Origin of the sequence: Pararhodobacter aggregans (assembly GCF_003075525.1) — a bacterium.
In the GTDB taxonomy this organism is placed as follows: Bacteria; Pseudomonadota; Alphaproteobacteria; order Rhodobacterales; family Rhodobacteraceae; genus Pararhodobacter; species Pararhodobacter aggregans.
The window spans coordinates 104,943-119,733 of the sequence record NZ_QDDR01000015.1; the positions used below are offsets into that span (position 1 = coordinate 104,943).

14 protein-coding genes are annotated in these 14,791 nt (G+C 68.6%); 7 read left to right on the forward strand and 7 right to left on the reverse strand.

The window, feature by feature from the left end:
• Positions 1–178: 178 nt before the first annotated feature.
• From DDE23_RS21875 to urtA, 7 genes are all read right to left on the reverse strand, one after another.
• Positions 179–508: an SMR family transporter gene (locus DDE23_RS21875; protein WP_107750244.1), complete on the reverse strand. Its 330-nt coding sequence runs from the start codon at positions 506–508 to the stop codon at positions 179–181.
• Between the two features lie 338 nt (positions 509–846).
• Positions 847–1,965: an N-acetylglucosamine-6-phosphate deacetylase gene (locus DDE23_RS21880; RefSeq protein WP_107750103.1), complete on the reverse strand. Its 1,119-nt coding sequence runs from the start codon at positions 1,963–1,965 to the stop codon at positions 847–849.
• Between the two features lie 49 nt (positions 1,966–2,014).
• A complete protein-coding gene (gene urtE, locus DDE23_RS21885; protein WP_107750102.1) occupies positions 2,015–2,716 on the reverse strand; it encodes an urea ABC transporter ATP-binding subunit UrtE in 702 nt (233 codons plus the stop codon).
• Between the two features lies 1 nt (position 2,717).
• Positions 2,718–3,485 (reverse strand): urea ABC transporter ATP-binding protein UrtD, encoded by a 768-nt coding sequence (urtD, locus tag DDE23_RS21890; RefSeq protein WP_107750101.1) that lies wholly within the window; start codon positions 3,483–3,485, stop codon positions 2,718–2,720.
• The gene (urtC, locus tag DDE23_RS21895) at positions 3,482–4,582 is read right to left on the reverse strand and encodes an urea ABC transporter permease subunit UrtC (protein ID WP_107750100.1); all 1,101 of its coding nucleotides are present in this window, start codon (positions 4,580–4,582) and stop codon (positions 3,482–3,484) included. The genes urtD and urtC overlap by 4 nt, the downstream gene beginning before the upstream one ends.
• A gap of 3 nt (positions 4,583–4,585) precedes the next feature.
• Entirely contained in the window at positions 4,586–6,196 is a 1,611-nt protein-coding gene (urtB, locus tag DDE23_RS21900; RefSeq protein WP_107750099.1) for an urea ABC transporter permease subunit UrtB, read from the reverse strand.
• A gap of 132 nt (positions 6,197–6,328) precedes the next feature.
• Positions 6,329–7,600 carry an urea ABC transporter substrate-binding protein gene (urtA, locus tag DDE23_RS21905; protein WP_107750098.1) on the reverse strand — a complete coding sequence of 424 codons (1,272 nt, stop codon included), beginning with the start codon at positions 7,598–7,600 and terminating at the stop codon, positions 6,329–6,331.
• A gap of 420 nt (positions 7,601–8,020) precedes the next feature.
• On the opposite strand from urtA, the gene DDE23_RS21910 reads away from it, so the two are divergent.
• From DDE23_RS21910 to DDE23_RS21940, 7 genes are all read left to right on the forward strand, one after another.
• A complete protein-coding gene (locus DDE23_RS21910; RefSeq protein WP_170121776.1) occupies positions 8,021–8,707 on the forward strand; it encodes a TetR family transcriptional regulator in 687 nt (228 codons plus the stop codon).
• 32 nt (positions 8,708–8,739) lie between these two features.
• Entirely contained in the window at positions 8,740–9,807 is a 1,068-nt protein-coding gene (locus tag DDE23_RS21915) for a C4-dicarboxylate TRAP transporter substrate-binding protein (protein ID WP_107750096.1), read from the forward strand.
• A gap of 51 nt (positions 9,808–9,858) precedes the next feature.
• Entirely contained in the window at positions 9,859–10,410 is a 552-nt protein-coding gene (locus tag DDE23_RS21920; RefSeq protein ID WP_107750095.1) for a TRAP transporter small permease subunit, read from the forward strand.
• On the forward strand, positions 10,407–11,720 hold the full coding sequence (locus DDE23_RS21925; RefSeq protein ID WP_107750094.1) for a TRAP transporter large permease: 1,314 nt from the start codon (positions 10,407–10,409) through the stop codon (positions 11,718–11,720). The genes DDE23_RS21920 and DDE23_RS21925 overlap by 4 nt, the downstream gene beginning before the upstream one ends.
• A gap of 11 nt (positions 11,721–11,731) precedes the next feature.
• A complete protein-coding gene (locus tag DDE23_RS21930; protein WP_107750093.1) occupies positions 11,732–12,514 on the forward strand; it encodes a cyclase family protein in 783 nt (260 codons plus the stop codon).
• A 98-nt stretch (positions 12,515–12,612) separates the two neighbouring features.
• Positions 12,613–13,491 carry an SDR family NAD(P)-dependent oxidoreductase gene (locus DDE23_RS21935; protein ID WP_107750092.1) on the forward strand — a complete coding sequence of 293 codons (879 nt, stop codon included), beginning with the start codon at positions 12,613–12,615 and terminating at the stop codon, positions 13,489–13,491.
• On the forward strand, positions 13,488–14,498 hold the full coding sequence (locus DDE23_RS21940; RefSeq protein WP_192883748.1) for an SMP-30/gluconolactonase/LRE family protein: 1,011 nt from the start codon (positions 13,488–13,490) through the stop codon (positions 14,496–14,498). Before DDE23_RS21935 ends, DDE23_RS21940 begins: the two co-directional genes overlap by 4 nt.
• The last annotated feature ends 293 nt before the right edge of the window (positions 14,499–14,791 follow it).

A 14,791-nucleotide genomic window follows, 5' to 3' on the forward strand; every position in this document is an offset into this window, starting at 1 on the left:
TTGAGGGCGGGCCTCGACGCCGTGCCGATGTTGCGTTCAGCGACCGCTGGGTGCAGGGCTTTCCCGACTGGCCCTCTGCCCGGTCATCCCGCTCTCGCGCGCGCTGAGCGCCGCTCAGTGCCTGAGCGATCCGCACCGCGTGGCGCAATCGACCTGCGAGGTCTGATCGCCCGATGCGTCAGTGCGGCGCGGCGTTGGAGAACAGGTTGATCACCAGAATCCCGACGACGATCAGCGCCATCCCCAGGACCGCCGGCAGGTCGAGCCGCTGGCCGAAGAACAGGGCGGCGATGACCGCGATCAGGCAGATCCCGGCGCCCGACCAGATGGCATAGGCCACGCCCACCGGCACGACCTTGAGCACCAGGGCCAGGAACCAGAAGGCCACCGCATAGGCCCCCAGCGACAGCGCCGAGGGGCCGAGCCTGGTGAAGCCATGGCTGGCCTTCAGGGCGGCCGTGCCGATGGTTTCGAAGAGGATGGCGATAGCAAGCAGGAACCAGTGCATGGCGGCCTCGGTCAGGAACACGCCCTGTGTGGCAGGTTTCGGGGACGGCCGAAAGAGGTAGCGGCGGGAGGCACGCTCCCACCCGCCCACCCCGCGCGCCTCCCGCCGCGGAGAGGTCAGCGCTTGGGGCGACCCCGGGGGCCGTCTGCCCCCGGACCCCCGAGGATATTTTGAGAACAAAGATGACGCCAGGCGACTCGCGTCCCGTCATCCTTGTTCTTCAAATATCCTCGGGAGGATTTTCAAGGAGGGTGGAAAACCCTCCTTGAAGCAGGGGGTGCGGGGGGCGGCAGCCCCCCGCTGCCGGTCGCCCGAGGCACGAGGGCGAAACCCCTCCCTCAGCCCGCCTCCCCGGCGAACCAGCGGCGCGTCAGACGCCAGGTTTCGCTCAGGTGCACCAGATCGGCCCTTGCCCCCGGCAGCAGGCGGCCGAGGTCGGGGCGGCCTGCCAGGTCGGCCGGGCGGCGGGTGGTCATGGCCAGGGCTTCGGCCCGGTCGATCCCGGCGTAGCCGGTCATCCAGGCCAGCGCCTCGGGCATCGTCACATCGGCCCCGGCCAGCGTCCCGTCGGACAGCGTCAGCCGCCCGTCGCGCCGGTGGATGGCCCGGTCGTTGAGCTGGAACTCGGTCGCCTCGGTCCCTGCCAGCGCCATCGAATCGGTGACCGCAAAGAGCCGTTCGTCCGCCATGCGCGCCGCCACCCGGAAGGGCGTGGGCGCCACGTGCACGCCGTCGGGGATGATCCCCACCGCCGAGGAGCCGTCGAGCGCGGCGCCCGTCAGCCCGGGCGCGCGGTGGCTCATCGGCGACATGGCGTTGTAGAGATGGGTGACCGCCCCGGCCCCGGCGGTCATCGCCGCGCGGGCCTGGGCCTCGGTGCAATCGCTGTGGCCGAGGCTGACCAGCACTCCGGCCGCGGCCAGCGCCGCGATCTGTTCGGGCGTTGCCGCCTCGGGCGCGAGGGTGACCATCAGCCGGGGAAGCCTGCGGGCGGCCGTCAGCAGGCGCTCGAGGTCCCATTCCTGCATCGGCCGGATCAGCGCGCGCTCATGCGCGCCCTTGCGGCGGGGATCGAGGTGCGGGCCCTCCAGATGCAGGCCCAGAAAGCCCGGCAGCCCGGCCTCGGCGGCGCGGATCCCGGCGGCGAGCACCGCGGCCGTCGTCTCGGGCGCCGCGGTGATCAGCGTCGGCAGCAATCCCGCCGTCCCCAGCCGCCGATGCGCGGCGCAGATCGTCTCCAGCGCCGCATCGGGATCGCCCTGCCCCAGCAGCGCCCCGCCGCCGCCATTCACCTGCAGGTCGACGAAGCCCGGCGCCAGCACCCCGCCGCCCAGATCGAGCCCCTCGCCCGTATCGGGGCCGAGGCCGGTGACGCGGCCGTCCTCGGTGCTGAGAGCCGCGCCCTCATGCAGCCGCCAGCCGTCGAAAATCTGTGCCCCGCGAAAGACTTGCCGCATGATCGTTCCCCTTTGTCCGCCCTGAGATAACCACAGGCGGCGGGGAATGTCACACGGTCAGCCAGCGCCGCAGCTCGGTCTCGTTGGCGTCGATATCAGCCTTCTCACCGGCCATCACCGCCTCCCCACGGTCGAGCACCACATAGCGATCGGCCAGCGCCTTGGCGAAGTCGAAATATTGCTCGACCAGCACCACGGCCATGCCGAACTGGTCGCGCAGGTATTCGATGGCCCGGCCGATGTCCTTGATGATCGAGGGCTGGATGCCCTCGGTCGGCTCGTCCAGCACCAGAAGCCGGGGCTGCATGACCATGGCGCGGCCGATGGCGAGTTGCTGCTGCTGGCCGCCCGACAGGTCGCCGCCGCGCCGGTTCATCATCTGCAGCAGCACCGGGAAGAGCTCGAACACCGCGTCGGGCGTCTTGCGCTGGCCGCGGGGCAGCGTGGCATAGGCGGCCTCCAGATTCTCGCGCACCGTCAGCAGCGGGAAGATCTCGCGCCCCTGCGGCACATAGGCGATGCCGCGTTTGGCCCGTTCGGGGGGCGTCAGGCGGGCGATGCTCTCGCCCTGCCAGGTGATGGTGCCGCCCGAGGGCGGGTGCCGCCCGACAATCGCCCGCATCAGCGAGGTCTTGCCCACGCCGTTGCGGCCCAGCACCGTGGTGATCTGGCCTTCCTCGGCCGTCAGCGAGATGCCCTTCAGCGCTTGCGCCGCGCCGTAATGCAGCGTCAGATCCTTGATTTCCAGCATCTTACCGCCCCAGATACACTTCGATGACATCCTCGCGGGCCGAGACATGGTCCAGCGACCCCTCGGCCAGCACCGAGCCCTGATGCAACACGGTCACCCGGCAATTCAGGGCGCGCACGAAATCCATGTCGTGTTCGACCACGATCACCGTGCGCTCGCCGGCGATGGATTTGAGCAGCTCCGCCGTCTCCATCGTCTCGGCATCGGTCATGCCCGCGGCCGGTTCGTCGACCAGCAGCAATTGTGGCTCCTGCGCCAGCAGCATGCCGATCTCCAGCCATTGCTTCTGGCCGTGGCTGAGGTTGGCGGCGGTCTCGGCCCGCAGATGGGTCAGGCGGATGCGGTCGAGGTACTCGGTCACGCGGCGGTTCTCCTCGGCCGAGCGGCGGTCGAAAAGCACCGGGAAGACGCCGCGCGGCGCCTTCAGCGCAAGACGGATGTTGTCCTCGACGCTATGCGTCTCGAAGACGGTGGGTTTCTGGAACTTCCGCCCGATGCCGAGCCGCGCGACCCCGGCCTCGTCGATGCGGGTCAGGTCCGTGTCGCCGTTCCAGACCACCTTGCCCTCGTCCGGGCGGGTCTTGCCGGTGATGATGTCCATCATCGTCGTCTTGCCCGCGCCGTTGGGGCCGATCACCGCCCTGAGTTCGCCCTTCTCGACCGCCAGTGACAGGCCGTTGATCGCCTTGAACCCGTCGAAGGAGCGGCAGACGCCGTCGAGGTAGAGTTGCGCCACGTTGAGGGGGGCGCCGATCAGGCCAGGGGTCATGCGGGCACCTCGGTCGCGGGTTTGGCCTTGCGCGGCTTCAGCCGGTCGACAAGCCCCAGAAGGCCGTTCGGCAGCGCCAGCGTCACCAGGATGAACAGCCCGCCCAGCGCGAAGAGCCACAGGTCGGGGAAGGTCGCGGTCAGCCAGGATTTCAGCGCCACGACGACCAGCGCGCCGATGGCGGCACCCACCAGCGTGCCGCGCCCGCCCAGCGCCACCCAGACCACGATCTCGATCGAGTTCGCGGGGGCGAATTCGCCAGGGTTGATGATGCCGACCTGCGGCACGTAAAGCGCGCCCGCCAGCCCCGCCATCATCGCCGAGACGGTGAAGACGAAGACCGAATAGCTTTCCACCCGGTAGCCCAGGAACCGCGTGCGGCTTTCGGCGTCGCGGACCGCGACCAGCACTTTCCCGGCCTTCGAGATGGTGATGGCCCGCGCCAGCAGCATGCAGCCTGCCAGCGCCACCGCCGTCAGGACGAAAAGCGCAATGCGGGTCGAGGGCGCCGACAGCGAGAAGCCCAGCACGTCGCGGAAGTCCGTCAGCCCGTTGTTGCCGCCAAAGCCCATGTCGTTGCGGAAGAAGGCCAAGAGCAGGGCGAAGGTCAGCGCCTGGGTGATGATCGACAGATACACGCCCGAGACGCGCGACCGGAAGGCGAACCAGCCGAAGACGAAGGCCAGCAGCCCCGGCACGGCCAGCGCCATGACGGCCGCGAACCAGAACATGTCGAAGCCGTACCAGAACCACGGCAGCTCGGTCCAGCCGAGGAACACCATGAAATCAGGCAGTTCCGGGTTGGCATAGACGCCCCGCGCGCCGATCTCGCGCATCAGGTGCATGCCCATCGCATAGCCGCCCAGCGCGAAGAAGGCGCCGTGGCCCAGGGACAGGATGCCAGCATAGCCCCAGCACAGGTCCAGCGCGACGGCCAGCAGCGCGTAGCACAGATACTTGCCCATCAGCGGGATCAGGTAGCTCGGCAGGTTCAGGGCCGAGGTGGAGGGCAGCGTGGTGGCCAGAGGCGCCAGCACGGTGACGGCGAAGAGCGCGGCCAGGAACAGCCCCAGGCGCAGGTCGATGAGGCGGGTCATGGCTCAGCCCTCGGCGGCACGGCCACGCTGCGGGAACAGGCCGCGCGGACGTTTCTGGATGAAGAGGATGATGAAGACGAGGATGACGATCTTGCCCAGCACCGCCCCCGCCCAGGGTTCGAGGAACTTGTTCGCGACACCGAGGCTGAGCGCCGCGGCGAAGGTGCCCCAGAGGTTGCCGACGCCGCCGAACACCACCACCAGGAAGCTGTCGATGATGTAGCCCTGGCCCAGGTTCGGGGACACGTTGTCGATCTGGCTCAGCGCGACCCCCGCCAGCCCGGCGATGCCCGCGCCCAGACCGAAGGTCAGCGCGTCGACATAGCCGGTGCGGATCCCGAGATTCGCGGCCATCGGCCGGTTCTGCGTCACCGCCCGCATCTGCAGCCCGAAGGCCGAGTATTTCATCAAGAGCAGCAGGCCGAAGAACACCACCAGCGAGAAGATGACGATGGCGATGCGAGGGCCGGTCAGGGTCATCTCGCCGATCTGCCAGGCGCCCGACATCCAGTCGGGCGTGCCCACCTCGCGGTTGGTGGGCCCGTAGATCGAGCGCACCGCCTGTTGCAGGATCAGGCTCACGCCCCAGGTGCCCAGCAGCGTCTCCAGCGGGCGGCCGTAGAGGTGGCGCACGATGCCGCGTTCGATCAGCACGCCCACCGCGCCAACCAGCAGGAAGGCCAGCGGAATGGCGATGGCCAGCGAATAGCCGAAGTATTCGGGCGCGTTGGTGCGGATGATCTGCTGCACCGTATAGGTCGTGTAGGCGCCCAGCATGACCAGCTCGCCATGCGCGAGGTTGATGACACCCATCACGCCGAAGGTGATGGCAAGGCCGATGGCGGCCAGCAGCAGGACCGAGCCCAGCGACAGGCCGAACCACAGGTTCTGCGCCTGGCTCCACAGCCGTTGCCGCGCCTCGGCGGCGGCCAGCGCTTCGCCCACGGCTGCGGCCAGTTCCGGCTCGGCGGCGTTGCGATAGGCGTTCAGCGTCTGCTGCACGATCTGCGCATTCGCCGCGCCGATCACCGCCACCGCATCGAGCTTCTGTTCGACAGGCAGGTCCGAGGCGAGCACGGCGGCGGCATGGGCGCGGGTCTGGGCGGTGCGGATATTGGCGTTGGTTTCGGCCGCCATCGCCTCGGCCAGCGCGTCCACCTGATCGGCGGAGGGCGAGCGCAGAGCGGCCTCGGCCGCGGCAAGGCGCCGGGCGGGGTCGGGATCCATCAGCGTCAGCACCCCCAGCGCCGTGCGGATCGAGCGGCGCAGCGCGTTGTTGACCCGCACCGCTTCGGTCGAGCGGCGGGCGACCGGGCCCAGATCCTCGCCGGTCAGGACATCCACGGCGGTCTGGTTGTTGCGGCTGCCGGTGACGCGGACGAAGCGGCCATCGGCGGTCCGCTGTTCCAGCTCACCCTCAAGCAGCGCGTCCAGCACCTGCGCCGCGCGCGGATCGCCCGTCTCGGCGATCTGGGCGACGATGGCGGCGCGGTCGTTGAAATTGCCGTCCGGCAGACGGGCGATCAACGCGTCGAGCGTCTGGGCCGAGGCGAGGAAGGGCAGCACAACCGCGAGGCAGAGGGCCGCGATCAGCGTCAGGGGGCGAAAGGGCATGAGGGTCCCGGGTCAGAGGCGGCAGGCGAGGCGCGCGCCGCGCGGTCTTCAGGGAGGGGCACGCGGGCGAACCCGCGCGCCTTGGGATCAAAAGGAGGGGGGCGGGAAGGAACGCCCCCCTCTCGCGTCGGCTTATTCCGAGCCGCCGCAGGTTCCGGTCGCGGTGTTGAAATTGCCGCAGGACAGGGGTGCGCGCCAATCCGAGATCAGGGGCGCGGTCTCGGTCACGTAATCCGACCATTCGTCACCCAGCACGAGGCCCGCGGTCTCCCAGACGACCTCGAACTGGCCATCGGCCTGGATCTCGCCGATCAGTACCGGCTTGGTGATGTGGTGGTTCGCGCCCATCGACGACAGCCCGCCGGTCAGGTTCGGCACGGCCACGCCGACCAGCGCATCGATCACCGCATCGGCGTCGGTGGTGCCCGCGGCCTCGACCGCGTCGACCCACATGTTGAAGCCGATGTAATGGGCTTCCATCGGGTCGTTGGTCACGCGGGTTTCGCTGCCGATATAGGCGTGCCAGGCGTCGATGAACTCTTCGTTCTCGGGCGTGTCGACCGACATGAAGTAGTTCCAGGCGGCGAGGTGGCCGACCAGCGGCGCGGTGTCGATGCCCGCGAGTTCCTCTTCACCGACCGAGAAGGCGATGACCGGGATATCCTCGGCCGAGATGCCCTGCGCGGCGAGTTCGTTGTAGAAGGGCACGTTGGCGTCGCCGTTGATGGTCGAGACCACGGCAGCCGGGCGCCCGGTCGAGCCGAAATCGCGGATTTCCGAGACGATGGTCTGCCAGTCGGAATGGCCGAAGGGCGTGTAGTTGACGATGATGTCCTCGGCCGCGACGCCCTGCGCCAGCAGATAGGCTTCCAGGATCTGGTTCGTGGTGCGCGGATAGACGTAGTCGGTGCCGGCGAGGTAGAACCGCTCGACCCCGTTTTCCAGCAGGTAATCCACGGCCGGGATGGCCTGCTGGTTCGGCGCGGCGCCGGTGTAGAAGACGTTGCGCTGCGATTCCTGGCCCTCGTACTGGACCGGGTAGAACAGGATCGAGTTCAGCTCCTCGAAGACCGGCAGCACCGATTTCCGCGACACCGAGGTCCAGCAGCCGAACACGACCGAGACGCCCTGCCCCGAGATCAGCTCGCGCGCCAGTTCGGCAAAGCGCGGCCAGTCCGAGGCCGGGTCGACGACCACCGGCTCCAGCGGACGGCCCAGCACGCCGCCCTCGGCGTTCTGCTGCTCGATCAGCATCAGCATGACGTCGCGCAGCGTGGTTTCCGAGATCGCCATCGTGCCCGACAGCGAATGCAGGATACCAACGCGGATGGGTTCGCCTTCCTGAGCCAGAGCGCCCGTGGCGAATACCGCGCCGAGCGCGGTCGAAAGCAGAAGTTTTTTCATGAATCCCCTGTCCTGTTGTCCTCCCGCGGCACCGTCGCGGCGCCCGGCGGGTTCTTGTGAAGTCCCGGTGGGCGTCAAATCGCCCAAGCCCACGCTATTTCCGGGGTCTCGCGTTTGTGACCGGCTTTAACCGTGCTGCGGGGCAGCAGACCGGGATCGGCGCGCATTTGGGCAGGCTTTGCCCTCCCACGCGGCAAATCTGAGCGCAGCGCACATGTTTTCAGCCGGGCACCGGGCGCAAGATCCCGCGAATGAAGCGGAATCAGGCAATGGCCCGGCTGGCTGATGCTTGGCGCAGCGAAGCCCCGTTGCGACAGCCGCCGCGCGTGCTGCATTGCAGAATGCAAAGATCTCCTTGACAGGCGGGTGGATTCCGGCTGCTTTTAATCAGGCGATTAATTAAGGGTGGGAGGGGCGGCCTTGGCCCGACTGGCGGTGACGCGGCCCGAAGGGGCGCCGGAACGCGGCGAGGCGCAGGAAGCGATCCTCGACGCGGCCGAGATCGTCTTCGGCGAAAGCGGCTTTCACGGCGCCACCACCCGGGCCATCGCCGTCAGGGCGCAGGCCAATGCCGCGCTGATCCACTATTACTTCGGCTCGAAGGAAGCGCTTTACGAGGCGGTGATTGCGCGCCGCGCCGGTGCCATCAACGACGAACGCCGCGCCCGGCTGGCGGAACTGCACGCGACCGGCGCGGTGACGCTGGAGGCGCTTCTGGACACGCTCCTGCGCCCGACGATCAGCCTGGGCCGCGATCCCAGCCGCGGGGGCGCGCATTACACGCGGGTGCTGGGGCATGCGGCCTCGGGCACCGATGAACGCTCGCACCGGGTGACCTCGGCCTATTACGACGGTATCGCCCGGGTCTTCATCGCCGAGATTGCCGCCATCGTCCCCGGCCTCAGCCGCGAGGGCGCGGTGCGCGGCTATCTCAATGCCATCGCCGTGGCGATCTCGCTCATGGCACCGACGGGCCGGGTTCAGGACCTGTCGGACGGAACCCTCGCCGATGACGATCTGGAGGAGATGCTCGGCGGTGCCGTGCGTTTCGTCGCGGCGGGTATCCGGGCGCTGGCCGCGCCCGACAGCAAACCCGGGGCATCATGACCCCGGCTGCGACCAACCGAGGAGGAGAAACCATGACCCATACCATCCGCCGGCTTCTGACCGGCACCGCCCTGGCCGCGATTCTGGCCGGTCCGGCGCTTGCCGACGAGACCATCGACATCACCATCGTCAACGGCCACCCGCCGATCTTCCTGTGGGTGAAGCACCTGACCGAGACCTTCATCCCCACGGTCAACGCCGCGCTCGAGGGGTCGGGCTATACGATCAACTGGACCGAGGCCTATGGCGGCACGCTGGCCGGTGTCGGCGGCGAACTGGATGCGGTCGAGGACGGTCTGGCCGAGATCGGCGCCATCCCCACCGTCTTTTTGCCGACCAAGGTGCCGCTGCAGAACGTCACCTACAACACGCCCTTCGGCCCCGGTGAGCCGCAGGTCGTGATGGAGGCGATGGATGCGCTCTACGCCCAGATCCCCGGCATGGCCGAGAGCTGGCACCAATATGACGCCGAATATCTGGGCGGGGGCTTCGCGCTCGACAATTACATCCTGATGACCAATTTCCCGGTCACCTCGATCGACGATCTGGCGGGCCACCGCATCGCTGCGCCGGGACCGGCGGTCAACTGGCTGGAGGGGACCGGCGCCGTGGGCGTGGCGGGGAACCTCACGACCTATTACAACGACATCCAGACCGGGGTCTTCGACGGGGTGATCGTCTTCGCCACCGCCGCCGCCCCGGCCCGCCTGCACGAGGTCGCGCCCTATGTCACGGTGACCGGCTTCGGCGCGCAATCGGCGGGGGCGCTGGTCGCCAACCAGACCTGGCTGCAGGACCAGCCCGAAGCGGTGCAGGAGGCCCTGCGCGCCGGTGCCGCCGCCTATCAGCAGGCCTATATCGCCGAGCAGACCCAGCGCGTCGCCGCCGCCATGGCGACCATCGCCCCGGATGAGGCGCATCTGCACACCCTCTCGGACGCCGAGCGCGCCCGCTGGGCGGCGGCGCTGCCCGATGTGGCCGGGACCTGGGCCGCGGCGGCGGATGGCGAGGGCCTGCCGGGGACCGAGGTGCTGAACGCCTATGTGCAGATCCTGCGCGACGCGGGCGTGCCGCTGGTGCGCGACTGGTCGCAGCGCTGAGCCCCCTTCGGGCCGGGCCCGGCGCCCGGCCCCCTTTCCCGCGGGACATCCATGGCTTCACTCGTCTCCCTTCGCACGGGGATCGCCCCTTTCGATGCGCTGGCGCGTCTGGTTGACCGGCTGACGGCGCTGCTGTCGGCGCTGGGCACCGGGCTGATCCTGGCGGTCATGCTGCTGATCTGCGTCGATGTGGCGGGGCGCTTCTTCTTCGGCCGCCCCATCGCCGGGGTGCCCGAGATGGTCGCCCTGTCGATCCTCGCCATCGCCTTCCTGCAGATCGCCAATACCACGGCGCAGGGCAAGCTGACCCGCTCGGACGCGCTGCTGAGCGCGCTGACCCGGCGCCACCCCCGGCTGGCCGAGGCCTTTGACGCCCTCCTGCATCTGGCAGGCGTGGCGGTGCTGGGGGCGCTGGTCTGGTCCTTCTGGCCGCAATTCCTGCGCAGCTACGGCCGGGACGAGATGGTCGGCACCGTCGGCCAGTTCCTGGCCCCGATCTGGCCGGTACACGGCATCGTCCTCTTGGGCGCGCTGATGCTGCTGCTGGTCTTCACCCTGCGCGCGCTGGCGCTGGCGATCCGCGCCGCCCGGGGGCTGTCATGAGCGGCGTTGAAATCGGCCTCTGGTCGCTGGCCGGGATCCTCGGGCTGATCTGGCTGGGGATGCATGTCTCCATCGCGCTGGCGCTGACCTCGTTCCTCGGCATCTGGGCGCTGAGGGACAACCCGCAATATGCCTCGCGGATGATGGCGCTGGCGACGCGCGAATCGATTTCCTCCTACCTCTTCGGCGTGGTGCCGCTGTTCGTGCTGATGGGCCTTGTCGTCAGCCGCGCCGATATCGGCCGCGACACGTTCGAGGTGGCGAACCGGGCGCTGGGGCGGCTGAAGGGCGGGCTGGGCATGGCCACGGTCGGCGCCAACGCCATCTTCGCCGCGATCACCGGGATTTCCATCGCCTCGGCCGCCGTCTTCACCAAGGTCGCCGTGCCCGAGATGATGCGCATCGGCCACACGGCGCGCTTCGCCACCGGCGTCGTCGCGGGCTCCTCGGTGCTGGGGATGCTGATCCCGCCCTCGCTGCTCTTGATCCTTTACGGCATCATCGCCGAGCAATCGGTGGGCTATCTCTTCGTTGCGGGGATCGGCCCGGGGCTGGTGCTGACGCTGGCCTATATCGTCGGCATCGCGCTGATGGTGCGCTTCTGGCCGTCCTTCACCGGCGTGCCGCGCCCTGCCCCGTCGCCGGTCGGCGAGGGCTCGCTCGCCCGCGACACGCTGAGCAAGCTCGCCCCCATCGCGCTCTTGATCGCGCTGGTCCTTGGCGGGATCTATGGCGGGGTCTTCACACCGACCGAGGCGGGCGCCATCGGTGCCCTCGGCGCGATCCTCATTGCCATGGCGAAACGGCGGCTGGGGCTCAGGACGCTCTGGCAGGTGACGCTGGAGACCGGGCATATCACCGCCTCCATCTGCTTCCTCATCATCGCCGCGACGATGTATTCGCGCTTCCTGTCGCTGTCGGGCCTGCCGGTGGCGGTCACGGAATGGGCGACCGGGCTCGATCTGGGGCCGCTGGGCTTCGTGCTGGTCTATTGCCTGATCCTGATCGTGCTGGGCACGATCCTGGACAGCTCCTCCATCCTGCTGATTACCCTGCCGCTGGTCCTGCCCATCGCCCAGGCGCTGCAACTGGACCTGATCTGGTTCGGCATCGTCACCGTGCTGGCGGTGGAGATCGGCCTGTTGACCCCGCCGCTGGGCCTGTCGGTCTTTGTCATCAAGGGCTCGATCGACGATCCTTCGGTCACGCTGGGCGACGTCTTCAAGGGCGCCCTGCCCTTCGCCGCGATCATGGTGCTGGTGCTGCTGCTGATCGTCCTTGTCCCCTCCATCGCCACCGGCCTCCTCTGAAAGGACCTCTCATGCGGATCATCGACCTGTCGGTCGCGCTCGAAACCGGCATCGCCTCGGACCCCGAGATGATGCTGCCCAAGATCCAGTATCAGGGCCACAAGGAAACCCGCGAGCAGATCACCGCCTTCTTCCCGGGCCTGAAAAACGAGGACCTGCCCGAGGGCGACGGCTGGGCGGTGGAATGGGTGCAGCTGAGCACCCATAACGGCACCCATCTGGACGCGCCCTATCACCACCATTCCACCATGGACCGGGCGCTCACCCCGGGCGGCCGCCCCGCCATCACCATCGACGAGGTGCCGCTGGAATGGTGCTTCCAGCCCGGGGTGAAACTGGATTTCCGCCATTTCCCGGACGGTTACGTCGTGACGGCCGCGGATGTAGAGGCGGAACTGGCCCGCATCGGCCATACCCTCAGCCCCTTGGAGATCGTCGTCGTCAACACCGCCGCCGGGGCGGCCTATGGCAAGCCCGATTTCCTGCTGAAGGGCTGCGGCATGGGGCGCGAGGCGACGATGTATCTGCTGGAGCGCGGCGTGCGGGTGACCGGCACCGACGCCTGGTCCTGGGACGCGCCCTTCCCCTTTACCGCCCGCGCCTATGCCGAAAGCCATGACCCCGCAATCATCTGGGAGGGGCACCGCGCCTCGATGGAGATCGGCTATTGCCATATGGAGAAGCTCTCGAACCTCGACCAGCTGCCCGCGACCGGCTTCAAGGTTTCGTGCTTCCCGTTCAAAATCAGGAAAGCCTCGGCCGGGTTCACCCGCTGCGTGGCGATCCTGGAGTAACCGGCGGACGGCGCCCTCAGGCGGGGCTGTCACCAAACCGAAACCGGGGCGGCCGAGGATGACCCGCCCCGGAACCACAACAGCGGAAGGATGGGTGGATGTCTGAAATCCGCTTCGACGGACAAGTGGCCATCGTCACCGGCGCAGGCGGCGGTCTGGGCCGGGCGCATGCCCTGGCCCTGGCGGCACGCGGCGCGAAGGTCGTGGTCAACGATCTGGGCCGGGCCGAGGCCGTGGTGGCCGAGATCAGGGCCGCGGGCGGCGAGGCGATGGCCTCGACCGCCTCGGTCAGCGACCGCGCGGCGGTGGCGGCGATGGTGGCCGCGGTGATGGACCGCTGGGGCCGCATCGACATCCTGATCAACAACGCCGGTATCCTGCGCGACAAGAGCTTCGCCAAGACCCCGCCCGAGGCCTTCGAGGCGGTGATCGACGTGCATCTGCGCGGCGCCTGGACCTGTTCTCAGGCGGTGTGGGAGATCATGCGCGACCAGGGCTACGGGCGGATCCTGATGACCACCTCCTCCTCCGGCCTCTACGGCAATTTCGGCCAGGCGAATTACTCCGCCGCCAAGCTGGCGCAGGTCGGCCTGATGAACACGCTGGCCATCGAGGGCGAGAAACACGGCATCCGCGTCAACGCCCTCGCCCCGGCGGCGACGACGCAGATGACCGAGGCCCTGCTGCCCCCCGGCACCGCCGAGCTGCTGGCGCCCGAGAAAGTCTCGCCCGGCGCGCTGTTCCTGGTGTCCGGGGACGCGCCCACCAAGACCATCCTCACCGCCGGCGCCGGGGTCTTCGCCCTGGCCCGGATCGAGGAGACGCCGGGCATCGCGCTGGGCCCCGAGGCCAGCCCCGAGGATGTCGCGCAGGCCTGGAACAGCCTCACCGCGCAGGCCATCGACACCCCGGTCCGCGCCGCCTGGGCCCAGACCGCGAAATTCATCGCGATGGCGGGCGGAGGGTCGGCATCATGAAGAACCCCCTCGACGGTTTCACCGTGGCCCGAGACGATCTGTGGTTCGTGGGCGAGGATCTGCAACGCCCCGAATGCATCCTCGCCGAACCCGACGGCACGCTCTGGTCGGCGGATGCCCGCGGCGGGGTGGTGCAGATCCGCCCCGACGGCACGCAGGTGCTGATCGCCCAGAGCCTCGACACCCGCTTCGGCGCGACGCTGGACGAGGCCGACCGCTTCACCCAGGGCACCCTGCCCAACGGGCTGGCCTTCGACGTGGACGGCTCGATCCTGATCTCGAACTTCGGCACCGACCGGCTGGAACGGATGACCCGCGACGGCCGCACCACGGTGGTGCTGGACACGATCGACGGCACGCCCATCGGCAAGGTGAATTTCGTGCTCAGGGATTCGCGCGGGCGGATCTGGCTGACGATTTCCACGCGGATCGTGAACTGGATGGAAGCGATCAGCCCGCGGTATTCCGACGGCTACGTGGCGGTGCTGGACAACGAGGGCGCGCGGATCGTCGCCGACGGCTTCATGTTCACCAACGAGATCCGCTTCGATGCCGCCGAGGAATGGCTCTATGTCGTCGAAACGACCGGTCGCCGGATCACCCGCCTCAGGATCGGCGACGGCGCCGAGGTGCTGGCGCGCGAGACCTTCGGCCCCGCCGATACCGGCGGCTTCATCGACGGCATCTCCTTCGATTCCCATGGCAACCTCTGGGGCACGCATGTGATGTCGGACCGGATCTTCGCCCTGACCCCCGAGGGCGAGTTCCGGGTGATCCTCGACGACGACAACCCGGACCCCTCGGCCGCACTCTACGAGGCCTTCGAGCGCGACGCGGTGACGCCCAACCACATGCTGGCCTGCGGCGGGACGATTGCGCCCTGGTTCGCCTCGGTCACCTTCGGCGGGCCGGACCTGAAGACGGTCTATATCGGTTCCCTGCGCGGCAACCGGATCCCGGCTTTCCGCAGCCCGGTCGCGGGCCTGCCGATGGCGCATTGGCGCTGAAACCCCGGCGGCGCGCCTGTGGCGAGGCCGGGGGGTTTTCCACCCCCCGGACCCCCCGGAGGATATTTGAAGAACAAAGATGGGCGATTTACCTATCCTTAAGGTTAACGCGCCAGACTGAGATCACGGTACAGGCTGGGAAGCCGATGACCGTGAACGAAGAGGGCGGCGTGGTCCCGGTGGCCACGCCGCTTTCCCATCTTTGTTCTTCAAATATCCACGGGGTTTCCAAAGGGGGGCGTGCCCCCCTTTGGGCGGGGGGCGCGGGGGGCGGCAGCCCCCCGCCCTGTGCG

Excerpts from the sequence above, each read along its gene's own strand:
- DDE23_RS21875 (WP_107750244.1), bottom strand. The coding sequence starts at position 508 with ATGCACTGGTTCCTGCTTGCTATCGCCATCCTCTTCGAAACCATCGGC.
- DDE23_RS21880 (WP_107750103.1), bottom strand. The coding sequence starts at position 1,965 with ATGCGGCAAGTCTTTCGCGGGGCACAGATTTTCGACGGCTGGCGGCTG.
- urtE (WP_107750102.1), bottom strand. The coding sequence starts at position 2,716 with ATGCTGGAAATCAAGGATCTGACGCTGCATTACGGCGCGGCGCAAGCG.
- urtD (WP_107750101.1), bottom strand. The coding sequence starts at position 3,485 with ATGACCCCTGGCCTGATCGGCGCCCCCCTCAACGTGGCGCAACTCTAC.
- urtC (WP_107750100.1), bottom strand. The coding sequence starts at position 4,582 with ATGACCCGCCTCATCGACCTGCGCCTGGGGCTGTTCCTGGCCGCGCTC.
- urtB (WP_107750099.1), bottom strand. The coding sequence starts at position 6,196 with ATGCCCTTTCGCCCCCTGACGCTGATCGCGGCCCTCTGCCTCGCGGTT.
- urtA (WP_107750098.1), bottom strand. The coding sequence starts at position 7,600 with ATGAAAAAACTTCTGCTTTCGACCGCGCTCGGCGCGGTATTCGCCACG.
- DDE23_RS21915 (WP_107750096.1), top strand. The coding sequence starts at position 8,740 with ATGACCCATACCATCCGCCGGCTTCTGACCGGCACCGCCCTGGCCGCG.
- DDE23_RS21920 (WP_107750095.1), top strand. The coding sequence starts at position 9,859 with ATGGCTTCACTCGTCTCCCTTCGCACGGGGATCGCCCCTTTCGATGCG.
- DDE23_RS21925 (WP_107750094.1), top strand. The coding sequence starts at position 10,407 with ATGAGCGGCGTTGAAATCGGCCTCTGGTCGCTGGCCGGGATCCTCGGG.
- DDE23_RS21930 (WP_107750093.1), top strand. The coding sequence starts at position 11,732 with ATGCGGATCATCGACCTGTCGGTCGCGCTCGAAACCGGCATCGCCTCG.
- DDE23_RS21935 (WP_107750092.1), top strand. The coding sequence starts at position 12,613 with ATGTCTGAAATCCGCTTCGACGGACAAGTGGCCATCGTCACCGGCGCA.
- DDE23_RS21940 (WP_192883748.1), top strand. The coding sequence starts at position 13,488 with ATGAAGAACCCCCTCGACGGTTTCACCGTGGCCCGAGACGATCTGTGG.